Genomic DNA, 23,147 nt, shown 5'->3' with positions numbered 1-23,147 from the left:
CGAGCCTGCCGAGAGCCCGTATCGAGAACTGAGCTCCAACCTTCTCGACACGCCCTCTCGACAAGCTCGATGGCTGCTCGAAGCAAACGGACTGAGGGAGACGCCTACCCCCGCACCACCCCGTTCACCCGCACCCGCTCGAACCGCAACCCGCTCACCCCCTCGGCCTCCAGCTTCGGCTGCGCGAGCGTCACGTCGACATCCTCGAGCCGGATGTCGCTGATCGTGGTCTGCCCCGGATTGCCGCGGATCGCGCCGAACGCCCCGAACCGCCCCTTGATCCCCGACAGACTGACATTGCGCACGACCGATTGCGGCGGCGGCGCGCCCTTCAGATCGGTATATTGGCTCCACGGCACGATCGCGAGGATCGTGCCGCCTGCTGCGTCCAGCGTGATGTTGCGGAAGTGGATGTCCTCATAATGTTGCGGCGTATCGGCACGCAGCTTGAGCGCGGCGATCTTGACGTTGCCCGTGATCCGGCAATCCTCGACGATCACGTCGCGCACGATCGTCGCCTCGCTGCCGAGCGTCAGGATGCCGTTGCCGCGCCGGAACTCGCAGTTTCGCACGCGGATGCCTTCGACCGGCGGACTGTCCTTGTCCTCCATCGCGTGCGGCCCCTTGCTGCCCTTGGCGGCGATGCAATCGTCGGTGACCGAGAAATAGCAGCCCTCGATCGTCACCTGGCGGCAGCTGTCGAGATCGATGCCGTCGGTGCTCGGCGCCTGCTTGTAATCGTCGGGTACTTCGAAGCGCGCATTGCGCACCGTCACGTCTTCGCAGCGGTACAGATGCAGGTTCCAGAACTGGCTGTCCTTGAACGTCACCCCCTCGATCGTGACCCCGCGCGAGCTCTCGATGACCGCGAGCCGCGCGCGCGGCACGCCGACATTGCGGAAATTGTGCGGATCGGGCGCTGCATTGCGGAGCTTCCAGAACATGTCCCAGATCGGCCGCCCCGCCCCGTCGAGCGTCCCCGCACCGCTGATCCGCAAGCCGTCGCAACCCTTGGCGTTGATCAGCCCCGGATTGAAATGCTCCTCGAAATGCCCCTCGATCCGCGTGCGCTGCTCAGGGAAATTGGCCAGGTCGGTCGAGCAGCGCAGCACCGCGCCTTTCTCGAGATGCAGGTTCACCTTCGGCTTCAGGAACAAGGCGCCGCTGACGAAAACGCCCGGCGGCACGATCACCGTTCCGCCGCCGCGCTTGGCGACCGCATCGATCGTTGCCTGGATCGCGCGCGTGTTGATCGTCACGCCGTCGGCCTTGGCGCCGAACTTCGTGATCGGCGCGTCACCCGCCCCGGCGGCGAAGGCCGGCCACAAAGGCGCGGAGAGGAGCGAGAGAGTGACGGCGCGGCGCGTGTAATCCTGAGTAAGCATCGAGGTGCACCTCCTAGGTGTTACATCCCCCGTTGGCTTCGAGCGAAGATCGAGCTTGTCGAGATCGCAGTCGAGAAGCAGTTCTCGACGAACGCTTCTCGACTTCGCTCGAAGCTGCTCGAACCGAACGGGATGGGTCAGACAGTCAGTCGTCGAGAAACCCGATCTGCCGCAGCCAGGCCTCACACAGCGCCGGCCAGCGCGACACCGGCAGCCCCGGCGTATCGAGCGCGAAGCCGTGCGGCGCATCGGCGAAGATATGCAGTTCGGACGTGCCCTTCGCCTCGACGATCGCGCGATGCAGCCGGAACGCATTTTCGACCGGCACGACCGGATCGTTGCCAGAATAGACGATGAAGGCAGGCGGCGGCGCGGGCAGCAGTTGCGCGTCGGGCTGCAGCCGATCGTACATCGCCTGCTTCTCGGCCGGCGGCAGCGGCGCCTTGTCGGCCACGATCGTCCGGCCCTTGGCGTTGGTCGAGATCGGCCCGTAGCCGATCACCATCACGTCGGGTCGATAGGAGTCTCCGGGCTCGCTTGCCCACTCGGCAGGATATTCGGCCGCCAGGCACGCCGCGAGATGCCCGCCCGACGAAAGCCCGACCGCGCCGACCTCGCGCACCCCGCTCGCGCGGATCGCCCGCATCGCCGCAATCGCATCGTCGAGCGGTGCGGCCTCTCCATTCTCGGCATTCGGAAAGCGATGGATCAGCACGAATGCCTGATAGCCCAGGCCATTCAGCCAGAGCGCGACCTGCACGCCCTCCCGCCCGGCCATCAGCGCGGTGTAGCCGCCCCCGCCCAGCACGAGCATCGCCCGGCCGTTGGGCCGCTCGGCGGAAAACTCGATCATCACCGGATCTTGCACGGCGGTCACGACGGCCGTCTCCGCCGCGCAATCCGGCTGTTCGAGCGTGAAGCTTCCGGCTCCCCGCAGCGGCCAGGGTTTGCCCGTCAGCACCCCGGCGTCACGCCGTCGAACGAACTGTGCCCGGCGACGCACGGATGGGTGGGATAGGCCTCGCCATCCAGCTCCGTCGCCTCGCGCACCACGCTCAGCCGGTCGCCATCGTCGCGCATCTCGTAAAGCTTGCCGAGCGCGTTGGCGAAGGGCCGGTGGAGCACCATCATCAATTTGCCGTCGAAGCTCTTGAAGACCATGCCATGCCCGCTGTCGCGCTGGACGAGCGGCCCGAGTTGCTCCCACGGCCCCTCGATCCCGCCGCTCTTCGATCGCGCCTGCGCCTCGACATAGCCCTTCTCGCCATAGCTCGACCACAGCATCAGCAAAGCGCCGGTCTTGCTGCGATAGAGCTCGGGCCCGTCGGTCACGAACACCGTGTCGCCCAGCGGCTGTTTCTGCCCGACGACCCACGGGCCTTCGCTCGCCTTGAACAGCACGCGTGCGGGGCCGGCGATCGACAGGTCGTCCTTCAGCGGCGCGGCCTCGATCGTGCCGTCCACCATCTGCCACCACTCATGCGCATAGACGATCCACGGCTTGCCCTTGGGATCGACATAGAGCGATCCGTCGAGCGTCATCTGCGCCTTGTCCACGATCGGCTCGCCGCCGCGCACCAGCGTGTAGGTCCCGTCGACCGTATCGGACACGGCCAGCACGGTGCCGCGCCGGTAGGTTTCGCGCGGGCCGACCTTGCCGATCACCGCCTTGCTGTTGTGGAAGGTCGTGAAGAGATACCACTTACCCTTCCAGCGATGCACTTCGGGCGCCCACGCGCCGGCATTGGCCCACAGCCCCTCGGGCAGCACGAACGCGAGCTTGGGCTTGGTCCAGTGCTTCAGATCGCGGCTGGCATAGACCATCGTGCCGAGGCGCTTGTCGCCCGTCATCGCGGCTTCGTTGCGCGTGAACAGATAATAGGTCCGGCTCGCTTCATCGGCGACGATCCACGGATCGTGCAGATGCATGTCGGTCATCACCAGCGGCGCATCGAGCGGCGCGGGTGCCGCAACCGCCGGCGTGGCGGCCGCCAGCAACAGCGCCGCGAGCGCCGCAGTCGGCCTCATACGCCGGTGCCCAGCGCGAGCCGGTTGCCGTAGCCGATCACGATCGTGGCGATCAGCAGCATGCCGATGCCGCACCAGACGATCGCCTTTACCTTCGGCCCGGCATCCTTCCACTCGCGGAAGGCGAAGCCCCAGAGCGTGCCGAAGATGATGATGCTGGCCATGTGGACCGTCCAGCTCGAAAAGCCGAGGCGTCCCATCTGGCTCTCGCCCATCGTGTAGAAGAAGAACTGGAAATACCAGGTCGTGCCGGCAAGCGCGCTCAGTGCATAATTGGCCAGCAGGGGCGCGCGGCCGTTGCCGTCGCTCGCTGCGCCCGCAAACTGCCCGACCGAGCGATTGCGGACGATCAGAATCGCGCACCAGATCGCGTTGGTGAGCAGCCCGCCGAACATGACGAGGCAGAGCACCGGCAGCCCGGTCCACAAGGGGCCCGTGCCGGCGGCGGCCGACACCGCCTTGATCGGCTCGCCGGCGGCCAGGCCGAAGGCGAAGCAGGCCGACATGATGCCGGCGAATATCGCGACGATGACGCCCTTCTTGAAATCGAACTCGGCAACGACCGCGCGCTTCTGCTCCTCGGTGAGCATCGCATCCTTCTTGCCACCCGCGATCGCGACGATCACGATTCCCAGCAATGTAAGCGCGAGGCCCAACAGCACGATGTTGCCGGATGCGGTCGCCAGCAATTTCTCGTGGAATTCGCCGGTGAACAGCGGCGGTATCAGCGTGCCGAAGACCGTACACAGCCCCAGCACCACGGCCATCCCCAGCGACAACCCCAGATAGCGCATGACCAGACCGTAGCCGAGCCCGCCGAAGCCCCAGAGCACGCCGAAGAAGATCGCCCACAGCTTGATGTTGGTCGGCGTCCGGCCGAGTACGCCGAGCAGATCGTGCGTCTGCAGCCCGGCGAAGAACCACGGCGCCACCACCCAGGAGAAGATGCCGCCCGTGAGCCAGTAAATCTCCCACGACCAGCGCTTCACGCCGCGATACGGCACGTAGAAGCTCGCCGAGGCGAGGCCCCCAAGCCAGTGATAGAGAATGCCGATCAGCGGGTTGGGCGTCATAGGTCCAGTCCCAGTCTATAGATGCGGTTGGCGTTGCGGCCGAACAGATCGCGCTGCTCGTCCTCGGAGAAATCGGCGGCGATCGCGTGATAGGCTTCCAGATAGCGATCGAGCGGCGCGAACAATTTGTCGGTCGGGCTGTCGCTCGCGAACAGGCAGCGCTCGGTGCCGAACATGTCGATCGCCTCCAAAAGGAACGGCCGCACGCTTGCGAGCGTCCAGTCGCGCGCGATGAAGCCCAGGCCCGACAATTTGATCGCGACATGCGGCAGCGCCGCCAGCGCGCGCAGGCCATAGCGCCAGCGCGTCACGCCCTCGCGATCGGTCGTCACCGGCATGCCGATATGATTGATGATGACGGGCACGTCCTCGTGCCGCTCGATCAGCGGTGCGAGCCCCGCCATCTGCCCGGCATAGCATTGCAGGTCGAACGACAGGCGATATTTGCCGAGCAGGCCATAGCCCGCCCACCATTGATCGTCCTGCGTCACGTCGTGCGGCGTGTAGGTCCGCAGCGGATTGGTGTGCCAGTTGACGATCTGGCGGATGCCCCGCACGCGCGGATGCGCGGCCTGCGCCTCCAGCAGCGCCTCTACCTTCGGATCATGGAGCGGCGCGAAGGCGACGATCGCCGTCGGCAGGCCGTCCCGGTCGGCGACACCCTCGAGCCATTCGGTCTCGTGCAGCGCCTGCTCGGGATCGGCGCCCGCATCGATATGGACCGCGCCGACGACGTTCCATTTCGCCATGTCCGCGCGATAGTCGGCGACGCCGTAATCGTGCGCGATGCTCTCGACGCTGCCGTTCGGGCCTTCGTCGCTGAACGGCGGCGTCAGCCAGGAATAATGGATATGATCCAGATCCCACAGATGGACATGCGCATCGACGAACGGGATCGCGGCCATCGGCCTCTCCAGAAGTGCGACGCGCCGGCTCTGTCCGGCCGGCTGCGTCGCGATGAGGTCAGAAGGTGGTGCGGCCGCCCGACGTGTCGAAAGTGGAGGCGGTCGTGAAGCTGCACTCCTCGGACGCCATGAAGCACACCATCGCCGCGGATTCGGAGATTTCGCCCAAGCGCCCCATCGGGATCTTGGAGCGCATATAATCGACCTGGCTCTTCGGCAGCTGCGCCAGGATCGGGCTCTCGAACGTCGCAGGCGTAAGCGCGTTGGCGATCACGCCCTTTTCGGCCAGCTCCTTGCCCAGGCTCTTGGTCAGACCGATCACGCCCGCCTTCGTCGCCGAATAGGCGCTGGCGTTCGGATTGCCTTCCTTGCCCGCGACCGAGGCGACGTTGACGATCCGGCCATAACCGTTGGCCAGCAGCAGCGGCACGACCTCGCGGCAGCAATAGAACAAGCCGTTCAAGTTGATGTCGACGACGCGCTTCCAGCTGTCGAGCGGATATTCATGAACCGGCGCGGTCGCACCGGTAATGCCCGCCGAGCAGATCAGGATGTCGACCTTGCCAAGCGCGGCCTCGCTCGCCTTGGCAGCCGCAGCCACCGCAGCCTGGTCCGACACGTCGAGCGCGACGACGTCGGTCGCGCCGGTCTCGGCCTTCGCCGCCGCCAGCGCATCCGCGTTCAGGTCCCACAGGACGACCTTGCCGCCCTCGGCGACGATCCGCGCCGCAGCCGCCTTGCCGAGGCCCGAGGCCCCGCCGGTGACGATCGCGCAACGGCCCTCGAAGCGGCCCTGATAGACGCTCATGCGAGCACCTCGTCGCCAAGCTGGCTCCATGCGACGACGTTCTGCTTCTGCGTGCCCAGCTTGGCGATGCCGAGCTCCATCACGTCACCCGCCTTCAGGTAGATGGCATCGGGCTTCTTGCCCTCGCCCACGCCCGGAGGCGTACCGGTGATGACCAGATCGCCCGGATACAGCGTCACATATTCGCTGACGTAGGAGATGATTTCCTTCAGGTTGAAGATCATCGTCCGCGTGTTGCCGGTCTGCATGCGCGTGCCGTTGACGTCGAGATGCATGTCCAGCTCCTGCGCGTCGCCGACCTCGTCGGGCGTCACGAGCCACGGGCCGACCGGGCAGAAGGTGTCGTGGCCCTTGCCCTTGCTCCACTGGCTGCCGCGCTGCTTCTGGTTGAAGCGCTCCGACACGTCGTTGGCGAGGACATAGCCCGCAACCTTGTCGAGCGCGTCGTCCTGGCTGACGTAGCGGCAGGTCTTGCCGATGATCACGCCGAGCTCGACCTCCCAGTCGGAATAGGTCGAATCCTTGGGCAGCATGACATCGTCATAGGGGCCGGAAAGGCTCGACAGCGCCTTCATGAACATGACCGGCTCGGTCGGGATCGGCAGGTTCGATTCGATCGCATGATCGCGATAGTTGAGCCCGATCGCGACGATCTTGCCGATGCCCGCGAACGGCACGCCATAACGCGGGCTGCCTTCGACCAGCGGCAGCGACGCCGGATCGGCCGCCTGCGCCTGCGCCAGCGTCTCGATCGTGATGTCGGCGACGATGCCCGAAAGATCGCGGATCGCACCGTCGGCGTCGACGAGGCCGGGCTTTTCCTGGCCAACCGGCCCGTAGCGGCAGAGCTTCATTGGTTCGCTTTCGTTCAGTGAGTGTAGGGGCGCTGCATCGCAATATCGCGATTCAGCTCGACGCCGAAGCCCGGCGCATCGAGCGCGCTGGCCTTGAGACGTCCGTTCTGGGGGACGGGTTCGCCGATCAGCTGCGGATGGAACATCGGCACCACCTCGGTCGGCCCCGGATGCATCATCAGGAATTCGGCGAACGGCGAATTGTGGCGCGTGATCACGAAGTGATAGCTGTACACCGACGAACCGTGCGGCACGACCATCTTGCCCGCCGCATCGGCGAGCGCGCTGATCTTGAGCAATTCGGTCACGCCGCCGCACCAGCCGACGTCGGGCTGGATGATGTCACAGCAATCCATCTCCAGCAGCATGCGGAAGCCCCAGCGGGTCGCCTCATGCTCGCCGGTCGTCACCAGCATGCCCTTGGGCACGTTGCGCTTGAGCGCGGCATAGCCCCAATAATCGTCGGGGCTGATCGCCTCCTCGATCCACTTGAGACCCAGCTCGTGCGCGGCGATCGCCAGGCGGGTCGCATAGTCGACGTCGAGCGCCATCCAGCAATCCCACATCAGCCAGAAATCGGGGCCGACGCGCTCGCGCATTTCGGCCAGCTCGGCGATGTTCTTGTGCAGACCTTCGACGCCCTCGGCGGGACCGTGATGGAGCGCCATCTTGCCGCCGATGAAGCCGAATTCCTTGGCGAGATCCGGGCGCGCGCCCGTCGCATAGAATTGCAGCTCGTCGCGCACCGCGCCGCCCAGCATATGATAGACGGGCTCCTGGCGCAGCTTGCCGAGCAGATCCCAGAGCGCCAGATCGACACCCGAGATCGCGTTCACGACGATGCCCTTGCGCCCGTAATATTGGGTCGAGAAGTACATCTGATCCCAGATCTTCTCATATTCGGTCGGGCTGCGGCCTTCGAGGAAGCGCGCGAGATGCTTCTCGACGATGAACGCCGCCGGTTCGCCGCCGGTCGTCACCGCAAAGCCGATCGTGCCGTCCTCGGCCTCGATCTCCACGACCAAAGTGCCGAGCACGTTGATGCCGAAGCTCTGCCGCGACTGGCGATATTCGGGATATTTCGACATCGGCGTGGCGATGTGATTGTCGATCCAGTGGCCTTCGCCCTGATCGTGATAGTCGGCACCGCCGCCGCGCACGGTGAAGGCGCGGACATGATTGATCTTCGGCAACGAAACGATCGCCACGTCTTAAAACTCCCAAAGCTTCATGCGGCACGCCCGGAAATCCACATCGTGGAATTTCGTGACGCCTCAGGCCATCATATGAAAGATGACGGGTCGAAAATGGCGAAAATCCGTGCGTGTCGTGACGCGAAATCCGCAAGCCTCTCCCCGGCTGCCTGTTTGCATTATCTCACTTTATGGAATAGGATGTTATTAGATGAGAAAAGCGGCGTCAAACGAAGATTCCGGGGCGGGCGAGGAAAAAGCGAAGGTCCAGGGTAGCCAGACCCTCCTTCGCGGGCTCGACATGCTCGATCACGTGATCGACGGCCCGATCAAGCTGGCCGAGCTTTCCGGCCGCATGGGCCTTACTCGATCGACCGCGCACCGCCTCGCCAATGCGCTGATCGATCGCGGCTTCCTCACCTTCCTGCCGCGCGAAGGCTATCAGCTCGGCCCGAAGCTGCTCCACCTCGGCTTCCTCGCCCAATCGCAGGCCGATGTCGTCCAGATCGCGCGCCCGCACATCGACGAACTCGCCCAGCGCAGCGAAGACACCGTCCATCTCGGCCGCCTCGACAACGAGCTCGCTCTGTATCTCGACAAGATACCCGGCCGCCGTCGCGTCGACATCTCGAGCCGCGTCGGCGATCGCCAACCGCTGACCTCGACCGGCCTCGGCAAGGCGCTGCTGATCGACGGCACCGAATCCGCCTGGCGCCGGCTGTTCGATGCCGATCAGGCGTCCGGCGCGCCGAAGGCCGATTATGCCGTCTGGCTCGCCCGGATGCAGGATTATGCCGCCGAGGGCCGCGCTTACGATCTCGAGGAAAATCAGGATCAGATACGCTGCGTCGCCGCGCCGATCCGCGATGCATCGGGGCGGATCGTCGCCGCGATCAGCGTTTCCAGCGCCGCCCAATATATGGACGACGCGCGGATGGAGACATTGGGCGAAGACGTCCGGGGAACCGCCGAACGGATCAGCTCGGATCTCGGCTGGAGCCCGCGCACGAAGCCCCCGCGCCGCTAGGCACATCGAACACCACACAGAAGGACTGCAACCGTGAAGCTGCTCGAAGGCAAGACCGTACTCGTCACCGGCGCCTCCACCGGCATCGGCCGTGCCGCCGCGATCGGCGCGGCGCAGCATGGCGCCGATGTCGCGATCAATTATGCACATAGCGATGGCCCGGCGCAGGCCTGTGTCGAGGCGATCCAGGCGCTCGGCCGCAAGGCGATCGCGGTGAAGGGCGACGTCGCCGATCCCGAAACCGCGCAGGCCTTCGTCGCGAAGGCGGTGGAGGCCTTGGGCAAGGTCGACGTGATGGTCAGCAATGCGGGCATCTGCCCGTTCCATTCGTTCCTCGATATGCCCGTCGACGTCGTCGAGCGCACATTCCGCGTCAATCTCCACGGCGCTTACTTCATGGTCCAGGCCGCAGCCCAGCAGATGGTCAAGCAGGGTCATGGCGGCGCCATCGTCGCGGTCTCGTCCATCTCCGCGCTCGTCGGCGGCGAATTCCAGACGCATTACACGCCAACCAAGGCCGGCGTGCATTCGCTGATGCAATCCACCGCGATCGCGCTCGGCAAATATGGCATACGCTGCAACAGCGTCCTGCCCGGCACGATCCTCACCGAGATCAACAAGGATGATCTCGCCGACGCCGAGAAGCGCAAATATATGGAAGAGCGCACCCCGCTCGGCCGCCTCGGCATGCCCGAGGATCTCGCCGGCCCGATCGTCTTCCTCGCCTCGGATATGGCCGCCTACGTCACCGGCGCGGCCTTGCTCGTCGATGGCGGGATGTTCGTGAACCTGCAGTGATGTGGGCGGCGGGCAGGCTTGCGGCGGCGCTCGCTTTGCTGCCTCTGTTAGGCGCGGCGCCCGCCGCCGCGCCGCGCCTGCCCGCTATCCTGATCGCGAGTGATTCCACTGCGGCCGACGCGAAGCCCGATCGCTATCCGCAGATGGGCTGGGGGACGATGCTGCGTTGCGCGGTCGCCCCCGGCGTCGAAGTCCGCAACCATGCCTTCGCGGGGCGCAGCACGCGCACCTTCCTTGGCGAAGGCCGCTGGGATCGGCTGATGGCCGAGGTGAGGCCCGGCGATACGGTGCTGATCCAGTTCGGTCACAACGATGCCGATCGCAGCAAGCCCGAGCGCTTCACGCGCGCCTGGACCGACTATCGCGACAATCTGCTGCATTTCGTCTGGATGGTGCGCGGCGCGCAGGCCGTGCCGGTGCTGATCACCCCCGTCGCGCGCCACGCCTTCAACGATCGTGGCCTCGCCCAGGCCGATTTCGCCGAATATTCGGACGTCGTGCGCGAGGTCGCGGAAAAGACCGCGACACCGCTCATCGATCTCGAAAGCCTGTCGCGCGCGTGGCTCGACAAGGCGGGGCCGCAGGCTTCGCTCGTCTTCTATCTACACATGACTGCCGCGCAGGCGCCGAACTATCCGCAGGGCATCGACGACAATACGCATCTGAGCGAACTCGGCGCGCGCGCCGTCGCCGATCTCGTCGCCACGGCACTGGCGGGGCTTACCCTGCCGGTTTCGAAGACCATATTGCCCGTGCGTCCGGATCTGACCCGGACGAGCCCGCTCGGGCGAGGAGCCTGCCATTGACCCTGATTGATCGCCGCACGCTGATGGCGGGCATCGCCGCGACCGCCGCGCTGGCCGCCGCCGGACCTGCGTCCGCGCAGAGCTTCCCCCTGCCGAAGGGCTTCACCCGCTTCCCGATCTGGCCCGGCAAGGCGCCGGGCGGCGAGGCCGTGACCGTCACCGAAAAGGAAGGCCTGCGTCGCCCCGACAGCCCGCCCGACGACACCTATTTCGAGCATGTCGTGACACCGACGCTGACGATGCTGCGCCCGAAGAAGCCCAATGGCGCGGCTCTGCTGCTGATCCCGGGCGGCGGCTATGTCCGGGTCGCGATCGGGCTGGAAGGCTATGAGATCGCCCGCCGGCTCGCGTCGGCCGGTTATACCTGCTTCATCCTTCTCTATCGCCTGCCCGCCGATGGCTGGGCGGCCGGATCGGAGGCGCCGCTCCAGGACGCGCAGCGCGCGCTCCGGACGGTGCGCAGCATGGCGGCACGCGAAAAGTTCGATCCTGCCCGGATCGGCGTCATCGGCTTTTCCGCGGGCGGGCATCTCGCCGGCTGGCTGGCGACGCAGGACGCCAAGCCGAGCTACACGCCCATCGATGCGATCGATACCCAGCCGCTCGGGCTGAAGGTCGCGGCGCTCATGTATCCAGTGATCATGATGGACGGCCCGTCCGCGCATGCGGGTTCGCGCAAACAGTTGCTCGGCCCCGATCCAACCCCGGCCCGCGCGCGCGCTTATTCGCTCGAACAGAATGTTGCCGCCGACGCGCCGCCGACCTTCATCGCGCAGGCCATCGACGACAAGACCGTGCCGATCGAGAATGCCACCGCGATGATGATGGCGCTCAAGCAGAAAGGCGTGCCCGTCGAGACGCATATCTTCGAGGCGGGGGGCCACGGCTTCGGCATCGGCGAAAAGGCCAAGGCGGCCGCCGCCTGGCCCGATCTGTTCCTCGCATTTGCGGCGCGTCATGGCCTCTGAAATGCTGCGGCCGCGCGTCGCCCTTTTCGTTACCTGCCTCGTCGATGCGATGCGCCCGCGCATCGGCTTCGCCGCGCTCGCTGCGTTGGAAGCGGCGGGCTGCGAGGTCGTCGTCCCCGAGGCGCAGACCTGCTGCGGCCAGCCCGCGCTCAATTCGGGCGACCGCGACACCGCGATCGATCTGGCGAAGCGCGCGATCGCGATGCTCGAACCCTACGAGCATGTCGTCATCCCGTCGGGCTCGTGCGCGGGCACGATCCGCAGCCATTATCCCGAGATCCTCGAGGACGATCCCGTCTGGGGTCCGCGCGCCCACGCGGTCGCCGCCAAGACCTACGAGATCATGGCCTATCTCGACGAGGTGCGCGGCTGGCGGCCCGAGGGCGTCACGCTACCCGCCACCGCCGCCTATCACGACAGCTGCTCGGGCCTGCGCGAACTCGGCATCAAGGCGCAGCCGCGCCGGCTCCTGAGGGCAGTCGACGGGCTCCAGCTCCGCCCGCTCGCCGGCGAGGAGACGTGCTGCGGCTTCGGCGGCACCTTCTGCGTAAAATATCCCGCCATCTCGAACGCGATCGTCGAGGAGAAGGCCGCCGCGATCGAGGCGACCGGCGCCGATCTGTTGCTCGCGGGCGATCTCGGCTGCCTGATGAACATGGCCGGCAAGCTCAGCCGCCGCGGTTCCTCCGTGCGTAGCTTCCACGCGATCGAGCTCATCGCCGGCATGGGCGACGGTCCCGCGATCGGAGAGAAAGCATGAGCGACTTCGGCGATCGCGTCGATCTGGCGCTGGCCGATCCGATCCTCAAGATCGCGGTCGAGCGCACCGCCGGCACCGCCGAGGCCAAGCGCGCCCTCGCCGTCGATGCCTTTCCCGATTTTGAGGACGCCCGAGATCGCGCCGCGGCGATCAAGGATCATGTGATCGCGCATCTCGGCGCGTATCTGGAAGAGTTCGAGGCGAACGCGATCGCCGCCGGCGCGCAGGTCCACTGGGCGCGCACCTCGGACGAGGCGTGCAAGATCGTCATCGACATCTGCAAGGCCGCCGGCGCACGCACCGTCGCGCGCTCAAAGTCGATGCTCGGCGAGGAGATAGGCTTGCCGCACGCGCTGGCCGAGGCCGGGATCGAGCGCGTCGAGACCGATCTCGCCGAACATATCATTCAGCTCGCCGACGAGCGCCCCTCGCACATTATCTGGCCGGCGATGCACAAGACGCGCGAGCAGGTCTCGCTACTGTTCAAGGCACGCCACCGCAGCCCCCACCAGGAAGAGACGATCGCGGCGATGGCGGAAAGCGCGCGCCGCGAACTGCGCACGCAGATGCTGGGCGCCGACGTCGGCATCTCGGGCGCCAACTTCCTGATCGCGGACACGGGTGCGGTCTGCACCGTCACCAACGAGGGCAATGCCGAGCTCTCGCTCGTGCCCCCGCGCGTCCATATCGTCACTGCGGGGATCGAGAAGATCGTCCCCTCGATGCCGCACGCGGTGCACCTGCTGCGGATGCTCGCGCGCTCGGCGACGGGCGCCGCGCTCACGCAATATACGACCTTCTATACCGGCCCGCGCCGCCCGGGCGATCGCGACGGCCCCGAACAGATGCACATCGTCCTCGTCGACAATGGTCGGACGACGATGCGTGAGGAGGGCCTCGCCGAGATGCTCCGCTGCATCCGCTGCGGCGCGTGCATGAACCATTGCGTCGTGTTCCGGCAGATCGGCGGCCATGCTTATGGCGGCACCTATCCCGGTCCGATGGGTGCGGTGCTGACCCCGGTGCTCGACGGCCTCCCCAAGAGCCGCGAACTGCCCAACGCCTGCACGCTCAACGGCAAGTGCCAGGAAGTCTGCCCCGTCCGCATCCCGCTGCCGACGCTCCTGCGCGGCTGGCGCGAGAAGAGCTGGCGCGAAGGCCTCGAGCCAAAGACGATGCGCGCGGGGCTTGGCGTCTGGGCCTGGTTCGCGCGCCGCCCCGCACTCTATCGCCTTGCCAGCGGCAGCGCCTTGCGTGCGATGCGCGTCCTGGGACGCGGCTGGATCAGACGCCTGCCGCTTGCCGGCGGCTGGACCGATCATCGCGACATGCCCGCCCCCGAGGCGCGCAGCTTCATGGCCCAGTACAAGAGCGGACGCCGCCGATGAACGCGCGCGAGGAAATCCTGTCGCGCCTCAAGCCGACCGTCCCCGGCCCCGCGGCGATCGGGGCCGATGCCCTGCTGATCGCCCCCGAGCGGCCCTTTGTCGATGCGACGGCGCTGGAGGAAGGCTTTGTCGCCAAGCTGTCGCTCCCCAGCATCGCCGCGACGCACGACCGGATCGACACGCTCGCCGATCTCCCCGCTGCGATCCTGCGCTACTGCATCGAGCAGGGCCTGCCCCCGGCGCTCTATCTTCCGCCCGACGCGCGACTGTCAGGCTGCGACTGGTCCCCCTTCGCCGTGCACGAAGCCGCCGCGACCGAGGAGCCCGTCGTCCTCGCCGTCGCCCGCTGCGGCATCGCCGAGACGGGGTCACTCGTGTTCGAGACCGCGCCCGACGCGCCGATGCTCCCGAACTTCGTCGCGCTCCACCACATCGTCCTGCTCGAGGCCGACCGGATCGTCGCGCACCTGGAGGAAGCCACCCTCCCCGGTCCGCAGCCGCGCGCGCATTATTGGGTAACGGGCGTCTCGGGCACGACCGACATTGAGGGCACTTATGTGCGCGGCGCGCACGGCCCTCGTTTCCTTCACGTCATTCTGGTGCGGGCGGCTTTGCCCCGTCGATGATCGCGAAGACATCGGCGATGATCCGCTGCATCGCCAGGCGTGCCCCGCTTGCGTCTCCCGCCAGGATCGCCTCGCAGACGGCGGCATGCGCAGCGACGCTCGCGGTGCGGCCGTCGATCCGGTTGGTGAAGCGGATCGAGGTGCGCAACGCGGTCTCCACCATATCGCTGAGCTGGCGGTAGAAGGGGTTGCCCGATCCTTCGAGGATCGCGACGTGGAAGGCGATATCGGCGGCGAGCAGTTCGTCTTCGCCGCGCTCGGCGTCGCGCATCCGATCCAGGCCCGCGCGGATCGCCGCGCGCTCCTCCTCCGTCGCATGCGTCGCGGCGAGCGCCGCCGCCTCCGGCTCCAGCGCGATCCGGAGCTGATTGAACTGCACGAGCAGGTCCAGCGAAAAGCGCCGCTCCAGCAGCCAGCGCAATATGTCGGTGTCGAACAGGTTCCAATATTCGCGCAGGCGCACGATCGTGCCCTGTCGCGGCCGGGCGCTGAGCAGCCCCTTCGCGGTCAGCATCTTGACCGCTTCGCGCGTCACCGAGCGACTCACTTTGTGCTGCTTGGCCAGTTCGGCCTCGGTCGGGAAGGCCGTCGCATCATATTCGCCGACGACGATTGCTCTGCCCAGCGTATCGACCAGCCCATGCGTCAGGTTGCGGCCCAGACCGGAACGGTGCGCCTGCGCGGTCACTGCCACCCGTTCGCCTCCCCCCAAAGTTCTGCGCGCGGTTTGCATCGTTCCAGCGAATCTCACAAGCGCGGGCAAAGCCTCTTCGCAGTGCAGCATGATGCAAAGCTGCAACGCGTGACCGGAAACACGCCGGAAACAAGCATTTGATCGCATATATCGGATTAATGCACTGGCGCTCGGTTTCGGCCCTGCTTATAAACTGAACCGTAGTTCCACTATATGAGACGCCGACTTTAGGTGTCCGTTCTCATTCCCACAGGCGAGGCATGACTGGCATGATCCCGATTTCGTCCAATTCCGTTCGTTTGCGCGGTTCTTCGGCGCTTGCGCTGATCGCGACGCTCGTCGTCGCCGCGCCTGCCTTCTCGCAGACGGTCGCTCCTGCCGCCGCGCCCGCAGACGCCGCAGCGCCCGCTGCCCCTGCTGCGACGGACGCCCAGGAAATCGTCGTCAGCGGCTTCCGCGCCTCGCTCGATAGCGCGCTCAGCCAGAAGCGCACCGAGACCGCAGCGATCGACAGCATCGTCGCCGAGGATCTCGGCAAGTTCCCCGACTCCAACCTCGCAGAGTCGATGCAGCGCATCCCGGGCGTCGCGCTCGCGCGCGGCGACGGCGGCGAAGGCAAGAACATCTCGGTCCGTGGTCTCGGCGCCGGCTTCACCCGCGTCCGCATCAACGGCATGGAAGGCACCGCCCAGGCCGGCGCCTCCGACATCTATGGCGCGCAGAACAACGGCCGCTCTTTCGATTTCAACGTCTTCCCGACCGAAATCTTCAACGGCCTGTCCGTGCGCAAGACGCCGTCGGCCGATGTCGAGGAAGGCTCGCTCGGCGCGACCGTCGATCTGACCGCACCCAAGCCGCTCGCGCAGAAGAAGGACTTCGTGGTCAGCGCGACCGCCAAGGGCCTGTACAACACCGTCTCCAAGGACGTGAATCCGCGCGGCTCGCTGCTCGTCTCGAAGAAGTTCGGCGATGGTCGCTGGGGCATCCTCGGTTCGCTCGCTTATCAGGAGCGCAACATCCGCGAGGTCGGCTATTCGGCCGTCGATATCCTGTCGTCCAACACCAATGGCGGCTTCTGCTCGCCGGTCGGTGCCGCAACCGCCGTTCCGGCGATCGGCTCGAAGGGCGCGACCGCCACGCTCTGCTATCCGGGCGATCCCCGCGCCAGCGGCGCCACCGCGCTTGCAGCCTATAACGCCGTTCTCGCCGCGCGTCGCGCCGATGCGCCCAACACGCCAGGCAGCGGCGCCTTCTTCCCGCGCATTCCGCGCTATCTGAATTCCGAGCAGAAGCAGACGCGCATCGGCGGCACCGCCACGCTGCAGTTCCAGCCCGACGACCAGACCGACATGTCGATCGATCTGCTCTACTCGCGCTTCCACGTCGTGCGCCGCGACAATTACATCGAGGCGATCTCGTTCGGTCGCTCGGCATCGAACAACGGCATGCCGGACACCGCCATCCAGTCGCTCACGCTCAACAGCCTCGGCTCGGTCCAGGACGCGAGCTACACGGGTGTCGACGTCCGTTCGGAAGGTCTGGTCGACAATTTCGTCTCGACCTTCAAGCAGGCCAATTTCAACTTCAAGCATGACTTCACCGACAAGCTCGAAATGACCGCGCTCGTCGGCGTCAACAAGTCGCGCCTGCAGACGAAGCAGCGTTTCCAATATTATATGGACGCGATCGATAAGCCGTTCACGTTCAACTATAACGGCAACAGCACGCCGGATCTCGGCTTCGGCTTCGATGTCTCGAACCCGACCAACTTCAATTATGCCGCGGGTCTGGCGGACGGCACCGTCCTCGGCGGCTTCGGCTTCCAGGGCGCGCCCCGCTACAACCAGACCAAGGGCATGACCGGCGAGGTCAATCTGAACTGGAAGGCGTTCGACATCTTCACCGTGAAGGCCGGCGGCCAGTTCCGCCGCGCGGACTTCACCTCGCTCTCGACCGGCTACTACACCGCCGACATCACGACCAAGAACCTGCCGGCCGGCGTGACCCTGTCGAGCCTCTCGATGCAGATCGATGGCGTCAACGATCTGTGGGGTCATAGCGCACCGGCCAGCTGGGCGTCGCTCGATCCCGAGAAGCTGATCAGCGCCTATTCGCTCGATCAGGCCCGCACCTGCGGCGTCTCGTGCGGCACCGGCCTGTCGCAGGTCCTGGAAGAAGAGACGAGCGGCTACCTCATGGGCACGTTCGATCTTCAGGATCGTCTGCCGATCGGTGTCCGCGGCGATTTCGGCGTGCGCTTCGTCCACACCTACCAGTTCTCGAGCGCGTTCAACCCGGTCGCTCTCGCCAGCTCGCCAACCGGCGTGACCGGCGTGTTCACCTCGGCCAACCGCACTTATGATAACTGGCTGCCGTCGGCGAACATCGTGTTCGAGCCGATGCGGAGCCTGCTGCTGCGCTTCTCGGCGTCCAAGGTCATCGCGCGTCCCGAGCTCGCCGCTCTGACGCCGAGCAGCACGATCAACGCCGTCACCCGCACGGCGAGCGTGCAGAACCCGAACCTGAAGCCGATCAGCGCCAAGACGTTCGACGCGGCGGCCGAGTGGTATTTCCGCCCGGGCTCGCTGCTGTCGGTCGCGTATTTCCACAAGAACATCAGCACCTTCATCCAGACGGTCCCGCAGGTCGTGCCGTTCAACACGCTCGGCCTGCCGGAGGCTCTGCTGGCCGGGTCGAACACCGGCGCGAACGAGCTGTTCACCGTCAGCGCACCGTCCAACACCCCGGGTGGCAAGCTGAACGGCGTCGAGGTCAACGCGCAGGTGCCGTTCACCTTCCTCGCCTCGCCCTTCCTCAAGAATTTCGGCGTCCTTGCGAACTACACGCGCGTGACCTCGAAGATCAGCTACATCACGGCAACGTCCAACGGCGCCGTGACGGCGACGACGGAAGCGGCACTGCTCGGCCTGTCCAAGAATACGGCGTCGGGCACGGCTTATTACGAGGACAAGAAGTTCAGCCTTCGCGGCACGATCAACTATCGCGATCCGTTCCTGCGCGGCGTGCCTGCTTCGCCGGGTAGCGACGTTCAGGTCAACGACAGCACGATCTATGTCGATGCCTCGGCCTCGTACAACATCACCGAGAACGTCAAGGTGCTGATCGAGGGCTCGAACCTCACCGACGAGCAGAACCGCATCTATATCGACAGCAATCGCAAGGACACGCTGTTCCAGACGCGCATCGGCCGAACGATCACGCTCGGTGTCACCGTCCAGCTGTAATCGACCGTAACAGGTGATCCCAAGGGGGGAGGCAGGGCAACCTGCCTCCCCTTTTTTGTGATCTTCTCCATCGCAGATGGGGAGGGGGACCGTCCGCAGGACGGCGGAGGGGCAGCCGTGTAAACGGCGGAAGCAGCGCAGATTTTCCCTTCCACTACCGGCTGCGCCGGCGATCCCCCTCCCCGGCAGAGCCAGGGAGGATCGATGCTAACGCAGCGTCACTCGCAGCTCATATTCCGGCACCAGACGTATCGAACGCAGCTCGGCGACCTGCGCCGCCTTGGGCAAGAGCGCTCGAGCGCGCTCGTCCAGATAGATTGGCGCATCCGCGCGTAGCGGCATGATCGCGATCGACCAGGGGTGCCCCAGCCTCGCCGCGAAGCGCTTCAGCCCGATCCGCCATACCCGGCCGTCCCAGAAGGCGTCGTCCAGCATCGTCGTGCCGTCGCTCACCCGCCCGATATCGCCGCGATAGTCGATTTCGAGATAGGCATCCTCGACATCGCGTAGCGCACTCTGCGGGACGATGAACGACCAGACCGCATCGGCGCGATGCGACTCCGGCAGCGGCTGCATCGCCGCCTTGGCCGGCCCACCGATCTCAATCGGCGGTGCCTCGCCGGGCGCGCGCGTCGATGTGATCGCGATCGAGCCGGCGGGCGGCCCGGCGACGCTCGCTTCCATCGCCGTGCCCCGTCGCGTGATCTCCGCATTCGCCGAGACGTCGCTCGCGAGCGGCCAGGTCGAGAAACGAAAATGCGGCTCGCCCCGCTGGCGCAGCACGAGCGCCTTGCCCGAGAAGAACAGATCCGCGTCTGTCAGCACCAGCCGGCGCGTCCCGCCGACATCCCCCACCCAGATCCGCTTCGCCGAGCCCGCATCGAGGAGCAGGATGCGTACCTTGGTGCTGTCGAGCTTCTCGATCGTGATCAAGCGGTCGGTCGAGGGCAACACCTGCGCCAGCAGCCGCCCGGCCGCGTCCGCCTTCGTCGGCACGGAGACCGATCGGATCCCGGCGGCTGCGAACGCCAGCTCCACCGCCCCCGGCTGCGTCGCGAGGAGGACGTGGATCGCCCCCTCCTCGTCGCGGAGCCGCGTCACCGGCTGCGCGGTCGCCCAGACGAGCCGTACGCCGTCCAAGTCGAGATTGACCGGCCACACGAAGCTCGCGCCGTCCGCGATCGTGACGCCCGTCGATGGGATCCGCACTTTCCCACTCGGGAGGCGGACGTCGAAGCGCACGTCGCCATGCGGCGCCATCGCATATTGGCGGACATGATTGTTGACGAACAGGAAGCCCGCATCGCCGTCGCTGCGCACCGACCAGCGCAAGGTCGACATATCGGCCGGGCCGGACGGCTGCACCGCCGGCTCGTGCGGGATCATCGTCGCGAGCCGGTCGCCATAGCTTTCCAGCAGATAATGGAGCGGGCGGATCGCGCCGCTCACCGCATTCACCTCGCCATATTGCCCGATCGGCGCCTGGAAATCATAGCCGATCGCCGGCACGTCATTATAGCCGCCCGATCGCTGCGTCTCCTCCAGCGAGCGGCCATGCGCCAGCGGGTTCGCGCCGCCGTGGAACATGTAATAGCCGAGCAGATTGACGCCCGATCCCACCTGCGTGGTGACCGCCGCGCCGACATCCGCGGGGCTCAGGAGGGGTCTGCGCCGATACATGACCGGCACTCCACCGCCATATTCGGCCCCCAGGAACGGCGTATCGTCGACATCGTCGTCCGCATCGCCCCGCCCCCGCGCCGCGCGCGTCTGCGCCCCTAGATCCCCGCTCACGCGGCTGTGGAAGCGGAACAGGTAATTCTCTTTCGGCGGCAGCTTCACCAGCTTTGCCGACCAGGGCTCGTCCGGATAGCCGCCCTGCACGGGCACGACCTCTCCCTTGGGATAGATCGTCTGATCCCAGCCGGTGACCGTATAGAGCGGCACGTCGAAGCCGAGCCGCACCGCGAGCGCCTTCAGCGTCGCGATATGCGCGCGTCCCCGGCTCTCTCCGTCGAGATTATACTCGTTTTCGATCTGCAGTCCGACGATCGGGCCACCGTCCTTCCACAGCTCGCCCTTCAACTGCTCGGCCAGACCGCGCCAGAAGCGCTCCACCTCGGCGAGATAGGCCGGATCGTTGCTGCGTGGCCGCGTCGTCGACACGACCCAATCCGGGATCCCGCCGAAGCGCGTCTCGGCATGCGCCCACGGCCCGGGCCGGACGAACAGCAGCATGTCATGCTTGGCGCACAGTTCGGCGAAGCGACGTATGTCGCGATCGCCCGTCCAGTCGAGCTGCCCGGGCTCGCGCTCGATCTGGTTCCAGATCACGTAGGTGGCAATGATCGAGACGCCCGCCGCCTTCATCTTCAGGATTTCGTCTTCCCAGCCCGAGGCCGGAAAGCGGCTGAAGTGAAACTCGCCCATGACCGGGAGCCAGGGCCGGCGGTCGCGCGTCAGATAGCGATTGTTGACGCCGATCGTGCCGTGCGGCCCCGCCCCCGCGCCCATATGGAGATGCGCGCTCCGAGGCGGCAGCGCCGCCTTCGTCGCATCGACGGTCACCAGTTCCGCGGCGGCCGGAGAAGAAGAAAGCGCCAACACCAGCACCATGGCCACGCCATGGCGGATCGCACGCTTCTTCATTCCGTAACCCTCAATGATTGTCGCGCGGCAGTCCCATCGTCTGGGCGATGCGCTGATATTTCTCGGCGCCTTCCAGGATCGCGCCGGTATTCATCTGGCCGACGACGGAACGCTGAATCTCCTGCCACGGCGTCTGCGACGCCGGATAAGCGAAGCCGCCTGCTTCGGTCAGCACGCGCCGGCGCTCGGCCAGTTCCTCGTCGGGAATGAGGACGTCGACCGTCCCGACATTGAGATCGATCCGTACCCGATCCCCGGTGCGCAGCAGCGCCAGGCCACCCATCGCCGCTGCCTCGGGACTGGCGTTCAGGATCGACGGACTTCCGCTCGTCCCAGACTGGCGCCCGTCGCCGATGCACGGCAGCGCGGTGATCCCCTCGGTGATCAGATAGGAGGGCGGCCGCATGTTCACGACTTCGGCGGCACCGGGATAGCCGATCGGCCCCGCCCCGCGCATGAACATCAAGGTGGCGGGCGTGATGCCGAGCGACGGATCGTCGATCCGGTGGTGATAATCCTCAGGTCCGTCGAACACGACCGCGGGGCCTTCGAACGCGTCGGGATCGTCCGGATTGGAGAGATAACGCGCGCGGAATTCCGGGCTGATGACGCTCGTCTTCATGATCGCGGCATCGAACAGATTGCCCGTGAACACGACGAAGCCCGCATCTTTCATCAGAGGCGTGGCGAACGGGCGGATGACGCGCTCGTCTTCGATCTCGACGCCGCGGCAATTGTCGCCGATCGTCTTGCCGTTGACGGTCATCGCGCCTTCGCGGATCAGGCCCTGCTCGATCAGCTGCGAGACGACGGCCGGAACCGATCCGGCGCGATAATAATCCTCGCCCAGATATTCACCGGCAGGTTGCAGATTGACGAGCAGCGGCACTTTGTGGCCGACCGTCTCCCATTCCTTGAGCGCCAGCTCGACGCCGATGTGGCGCGCGATCGCGGCCAGATGGATCGGCGCATTGGTCGAGCCGCCGATCGCCGAATTGACGACGATCGCGTTATGGAAGGCTTCGCGCGTCATGATGTCGGACGGCTTCAGATCCTCGCGCACCATGTCCACGATGCGCAGGCCGGTCTTGTATGCAGCCTCCTGGCGATCGCGATACGGCGCCGGGATCGCCGCAGTGCCCGGCAGCATCATCCCCAGCGCCTCGGCCAGGCTGTTCATCGTCGAGGCGGTGCCCATCGTATTGCAGAAGCCGGTCGACGGCGCCGAACTCGCGACGAGGCGGATGAAGCCTTCGTCGTCGATCTTGCCCGCGGCGAGCAGCTGGCGCGCATGCCAGACGATCGTCCCCGATCCGGTCCGCTCGCCCTTGAACCAGCCATTGAGCATCGGCCCGACCGAGAGCGCGATCGCCGGCAGATTCACCGTCGCGGCAGCCATCAGCAGCGCAGGCGTCGTCTTGTCGCAACCGGTGGTCAGGATCACGCCATCGAGCGGATAACCGTAAAGCGCCTCGACCAGGCCGAGATAGGCGAGATTGCGGTCGAGTCCCGCGGTCGGCCGCTTGCCCGTCTCCTGGATGGGATGGACGGGAAATTCCATGGCGATGCCGCCGGCCTCGCGAATGCCCTCGCGCATGCGCTCGGCCAGCACCAGATGGTGGCGGTTGCAGGGGCTGAGGTCGCTGCCCGTCTGAGCGATGCCGATGATCGGCTTGTCCGATCGCAGCTCCTCCAGGCTCAACCCGAAATTGAGATACCGCTCCACGTAGAGCGCGGTCATGTCGATATTGTCCGGATTGTCGAACCACGCGCGCGACCGCAACCCAGACCGTCTTCCCTCGCCCATTACCCGTCCCGATTCCATTATGTAGGAGTATTTATAAGTTTTATGGCGCCGAGCGCAATCCGGTCGCGCGGGCCCAACCGTCAGTGCGTTTTGCAACCGCGCCAGCCGACGCTTGCCAAGCCGAGCGGACTTG

At 66.1% G+C, this 23,147-nt stretch carries 19 protein-coding genes; 8 read left to right on the top strand and 11 right to left on the bottom strand.

The window, feature by feature from the left end:
* Nucleotides 1–104: 104 nt before the first annotated feature.
* The 8 genes from Q4F19_RS00570 to rhmD all read right to left on the bottom strand — a co-directional run bounded on the left by Q4F19_RS00570 (nt 105) and on the right by rhmD (nt 8,261).
* Nucleotides 105–1,385 (bottom strand): glycoside hydrolase family 28 protein, encoded by a 1,281-nt coding sequence (locus tag Q4F19_RS00570; RefSeq protein ID WP_303539198.1) that lies wholly within the window; start codon nt 1,383–1,385, stop codon nt 105–107.
* 145 nt (nt 1,386–1,530) lie between these two features.
* On the bottom strand, nt 1,531–2,262 hold the full coding sequence (locus tag Q4F19_RS00565) for an alpha/beta hydrolase (RefSeq protein ID WP_303539197.1): 732 nt from the start codon (nt 2,260–2,262) through the stop codon (nt 1,531–1,533).
* Between the two features lie 77 nt (nt 2,263–2,339).
* Nucleotides 2,340–3,413, bottom strand: coding sequence for a glycoside hydrolase family 43 protein (locus tag Q4F19_RS00560; protein WP_303539196.1), 1,074 nt, complete (start codon nt 3,411–3,413; stop codon nt 2,340–2,342).
* Nucleotides 3,410–4,486 carry an L-rhamnose/proton symporter RhaT gene (gene rhaT / locus Q4F19_RS00555; RefSeq protein ID WP_303539195.1) on the bottom strand — a complete coding sequence of 359 codons (1,077 nt, stop codon included), beginning with the start codon at nt 4,484–4,486 and terminating at the stop codon, nt 3,410–3,412. The genes Q4F19_RS00560 and rhaT overlap by 4 nt, the downstream gene beginning before the upstream one ends.
* On the bottom strand, nt 4,483–5,391 hold the full coding sequence (locus Q4F19_RS00550; RefSeq protein ID WP_303539194.1) for an amidohydrolase family protein: 909 nt from the start codon (nt 5,389–5,391) through the stop codon (nt 4,483–4,485). Before Q4F19_RS00550 ends, rhaT begins: the two co-directional genes overlap by 4 nt.
* Nucleotides 5,392–5,449: 58 nt before the next feature.
* Nucleotides 5,450–6,199, bottom strand: coding sequence for an SDR family NAD(P)-dependent oxidoreductase (locus tag Q4F19_RS00545; RefSeq protein WP_303539193.1), 750 nt, complete (start codon nt 6,197–6,199; stop codon nt 5,450–5,452).
* Nucleotides 6,196–7,053, bottom strand: coding sequence for a fumarylacetoacetate hydrolase family protein (locus Q4F19_RS00540; protein ID WP_303539192.1), 858 nt, complete (start codon nt 7,051–7,053; stop codon nt 6,196–6,198). The genes Q4F19_RS00545 and Q4F19_RS00540 overlap by 4 nt, the downstream gene beginning before the upstream one ends.
* A gap of 14 nt (nt 7,054–7,067) precedes the next feature.
* Entirely contained in the window at nt 7,068–8,261 is a 1,194-nt protein-coding gene (rhmD, locus tag Q4F19_RS00535; RefSeq protein ID WP_303539191.1) for an L-rhamnonate dehydratase, read from the bottom strand.
* 196 nt (nt 8,262–8,457) lie between these two features.
* Here rhmD and Q4F19_RS00530 point away from each other — a divergent pair, with 196 nt between their 5' ends.
* From Q4F19_RS00530 to Q4F19_RS00500, 7 genes are read left to right on the top strand one after another with little or no spacing between them, the layout of a single operon-like run.
* Nucleotides 8,458–9,273: an IclR family transcriptional regulator gene (locus Q4F19_RS00530; RefSeq protein WP_303539190.1), complete on the top strand. Its 816-nt coding sequence runs from the start codon at nt 8,458–8,460 to the stop codon at nt 9,271–9,273.
* A 33-nt stretch (nt 9,274–9,306) separates the two neighbouring features.
* Nucleotides 9,307–10,071, top strand: coding sequence for an SDR family NAD(P)-dependent oxidoreductase (locus Q4F19_RS00525; RefSeq protein ID WP_303539189.1), 765 nt, complete (start codon nt 9,307–9,309; stop codon nt 10,069–10,071).
* Nucleotides 10,071–10,877 (top strand): rhamnogalacturonan acetylesterase, encoded by an 807-nt coding sequence (locus tag Q4F19_RS00520; RefSeq protein WP_303539188.1) that lies wholly within the window; start codon nt 10,071–10,073, stop codon nt 10,875–10,877. Before Q4F19_RS00525 ends, Q4F19_RS00520 begins: the two co-directional genes overlap by 1 nt.
* The gene (locus Q4F19_RS00515; RefSeq protein ID WP_303539187.1) at nt 10,874–11,845 is read left to right on the top strand and encodes an alpha/beta hydrolase; all 972 of its coding nucleotides are present in this window, start codon (nt 10,874–10,876) and stop codon (nt 11,843–11,845) included. Before Q4F19_RS00520 ends, Q4F19_RS00515 begins: the two co-directional genes overlap by 4 nt.
* Nucleotides 11,835–12,605, top strand: coding sequence for a (Fe-S)-binding protein (locus Q4F19_RS00510; RefSeq protein ID WP_303539186.1), 771 nt, complete (start codon nt 11,835–11,837; stop codon nt 12,603–12,605). Before Q4F19_RS00515 ends, Q4F19_RS00510 begins: the two co-directional genes overlap by 11 nt.
* Nucleotides 12,602–13,993, top strand: coding sequence for a lactate utilization protein B (locus Q4F19_RS00505; protein ID WP_303539185.1), 1,392 nt, complete (start codon nt 12,602–12,604; stop codon nt 13,991–13,993). Before Q4F19_RS00510 ends, Q4F19_RS00505 begins: the two co-directional genes overlap by 4 nt.
* Nucleotides 13,990–14,619, top strand: a complete 630-nt coding sequence (locus Q4F19_RS00500; RefSeq protein ID WP_303539184.1) for a LutC/YkgG family protein — start codon at nt 13,990–13,992, stop codon at nt 14,617–14,619. The genes Q4F19_RS00505 and Q4F19_RS00500 overlap by 4 nt, the downstream gene beginning before the upstream one ends.
* Here the strand turns inward: Q4F19_RS00500 and Q4F19_RS00495 are convergent.
* Nucleotides 14,585–15,313 carry a FadR/GntR family transcriptional regulator gene (locus tag Q4F19_RS00495; RefSeq protein ID WP_303539183.1) on the bottom strand — a complete coding sequence of 243 codons (729 nt, stop codon included), beginning with the start codon at nt 15,311–15,313 and terminating at the stop codon, nt 14,585–14,587. The genes Q4F19_RS00500 and Q4F19_RS00495 overlap by 35 nt on opposite strands.
* A 299-nt stretch (nt 15,314–15,612) precedes the next feature.
* Here Q4F19_RS00495 and Q4F19_RS00490 point away from each other — a divergent pair, with 299 nt between their 5' ends.
* Complete coding sequence (locus Q4F19_RS00490) at nt 15,613–18,558, top strand: TonB-dependent receptor (protein WP_303539182.1); 2,946 nt, start codon at nt 15,613–15,615, stop codon at nt 18,556–18,558.
* Between the two features lie 207 nt (nt 18,559–18,765).
* Here the strand turns inward: Q4F19_RS00490 and Q4F19_RS00485 are convergent, their stop codons facing one another.
* Nucleotides 18,766–21,207 (bottom strand): beta-galactosidase, encoded by a 2,442-nt coding sequence (locus tag Q4F19_RS00485; RefSeq protein ID WP_303539181.1) that lies wholly within the window; start codon nt 21,205–21,207, stop codon nt 18,766–18,768.
* A gap of 10 nt (nt 21,208–21,217) precedes the next feature.
* On the bottom strand, nt 21,218–23,014 hold the full coding sequence (locus Q4F19_RS00480) for an IlvD/Edd family dehydratase (RefSeq protein ID WP_303539180.1): 1,797 nt from the start codon (nt 23,012–23,014) through the stop codon (nt 21,218–21,220).
* Between the last annotated feature and the right edge of the window lie 133 nt (nt 23,015–23,147).

The organism is Sphingomonas natans, assembly GCF_030546695.1.
In the GTDB taxonomy this organism is placed as follows: domain Bacteria; phylum Pseudomonadota; class Alphaproteobacteria; order Sphingomonadales; family Sphingomonadaceae; genus Sphingomonas_I; species Sphingomonas_I natans.
Note: the sequence above shows the minus strand (reverse complement) of the source record. Positions and strands in the feature narration are given on the sequence as shown.

Coding starts and splice junctions, on each gene's coding strand:
- Q4F19_RS00570 (WP_303539198.1), bottom strand. CDS start 1,385: ATGCTTACTCAGGATTACACGCGCCGCGCCGTCACTCTCTCGCTCCTC.
- Q4F19_RS00560 (WP_303539196.1), bottom strand. CDS start 3,413: ATGAGGCCGACTGCGGCGCTCGCGGCGCTGTTGCTGGCGGCCGCCACG.
- rhaT (WP_303539195.1), bottom strand. CDS start 4,486: ATGACGCCCAACCCGCTGATCGGCATTCTCTATCACTGGCTTGGGGGC.
- Q4F19_RS00550 (WP_303539194.1), bottom strand. CDS start 5,391: ATGGCCGCGATCCCGTTCGTCGATGCGCATGTCCATCTGTGGGATCTG.
- Q4F19_RS00545 (WP_303539193.1), bottom strand. CDS start 6,199: ATGAGCGTCTATCAGGGCCGCTTCGAGGGCCGTTGCGCGATCGTCACC.
- Q4F19_RS00540 (WP_303539192.1), bottom strand. CDS start 7,053: ATGAAGCTCTGCCGCTACGGGCCGGTTGGCCAGGAAAAGCCCGGCCTC.
- Q4F19_RS00530 (WP_303539190.1), top strand. CDS start 8,458: ATGAGAAAAGCGGCGTCAAACGAAGATTCCGGGGCGGGCGAGGAAAAA.
- Q4F19_RS00520 (WP_303539188.1), top strand. CDS start 10,071: ATGTGGGCGGCGGGCAGGCTTGCGGCGGCGCTCGCTTTGCTGCCTCTG.
- Q4F19_RS00510 (WP_303539186.1), top strand. CDS start 11,835: ATGGCCTCTGAAATGCTGCGGCCGCGCGTCGCCCTTTTCGTTACCTGC.
- Q4F19_RS00505 (WP_303539185.1), top strand. CDS start 12,602: ATGAGCGACTTCGGCGATCGCGTCGATCTGGCGCTGGCCGATCCGATC.
- Q4F19_RS00500 (WP_303539184.1), top strand. CDS start 13,990: ATGAACGCGCGCGAGGAAATCCTGTCGCGCCTCAAGCCGACCGTCCCC.
- Q4F19_RS00485 (WP_303539181.1), bottom strand. CDS start 21,207: ATGAAGAAGCGTGCGATCCGCCATGGCGTGGCCATGGTGCTGGTGTTG.
- Q4F19_RS00480 (WP_303539180.1), bottom strand. CDS start 23,014: ATGGGCGAGGGAAGACGGTCTGGGTTGCGGTCGCGCGCGTGGTTCGAC.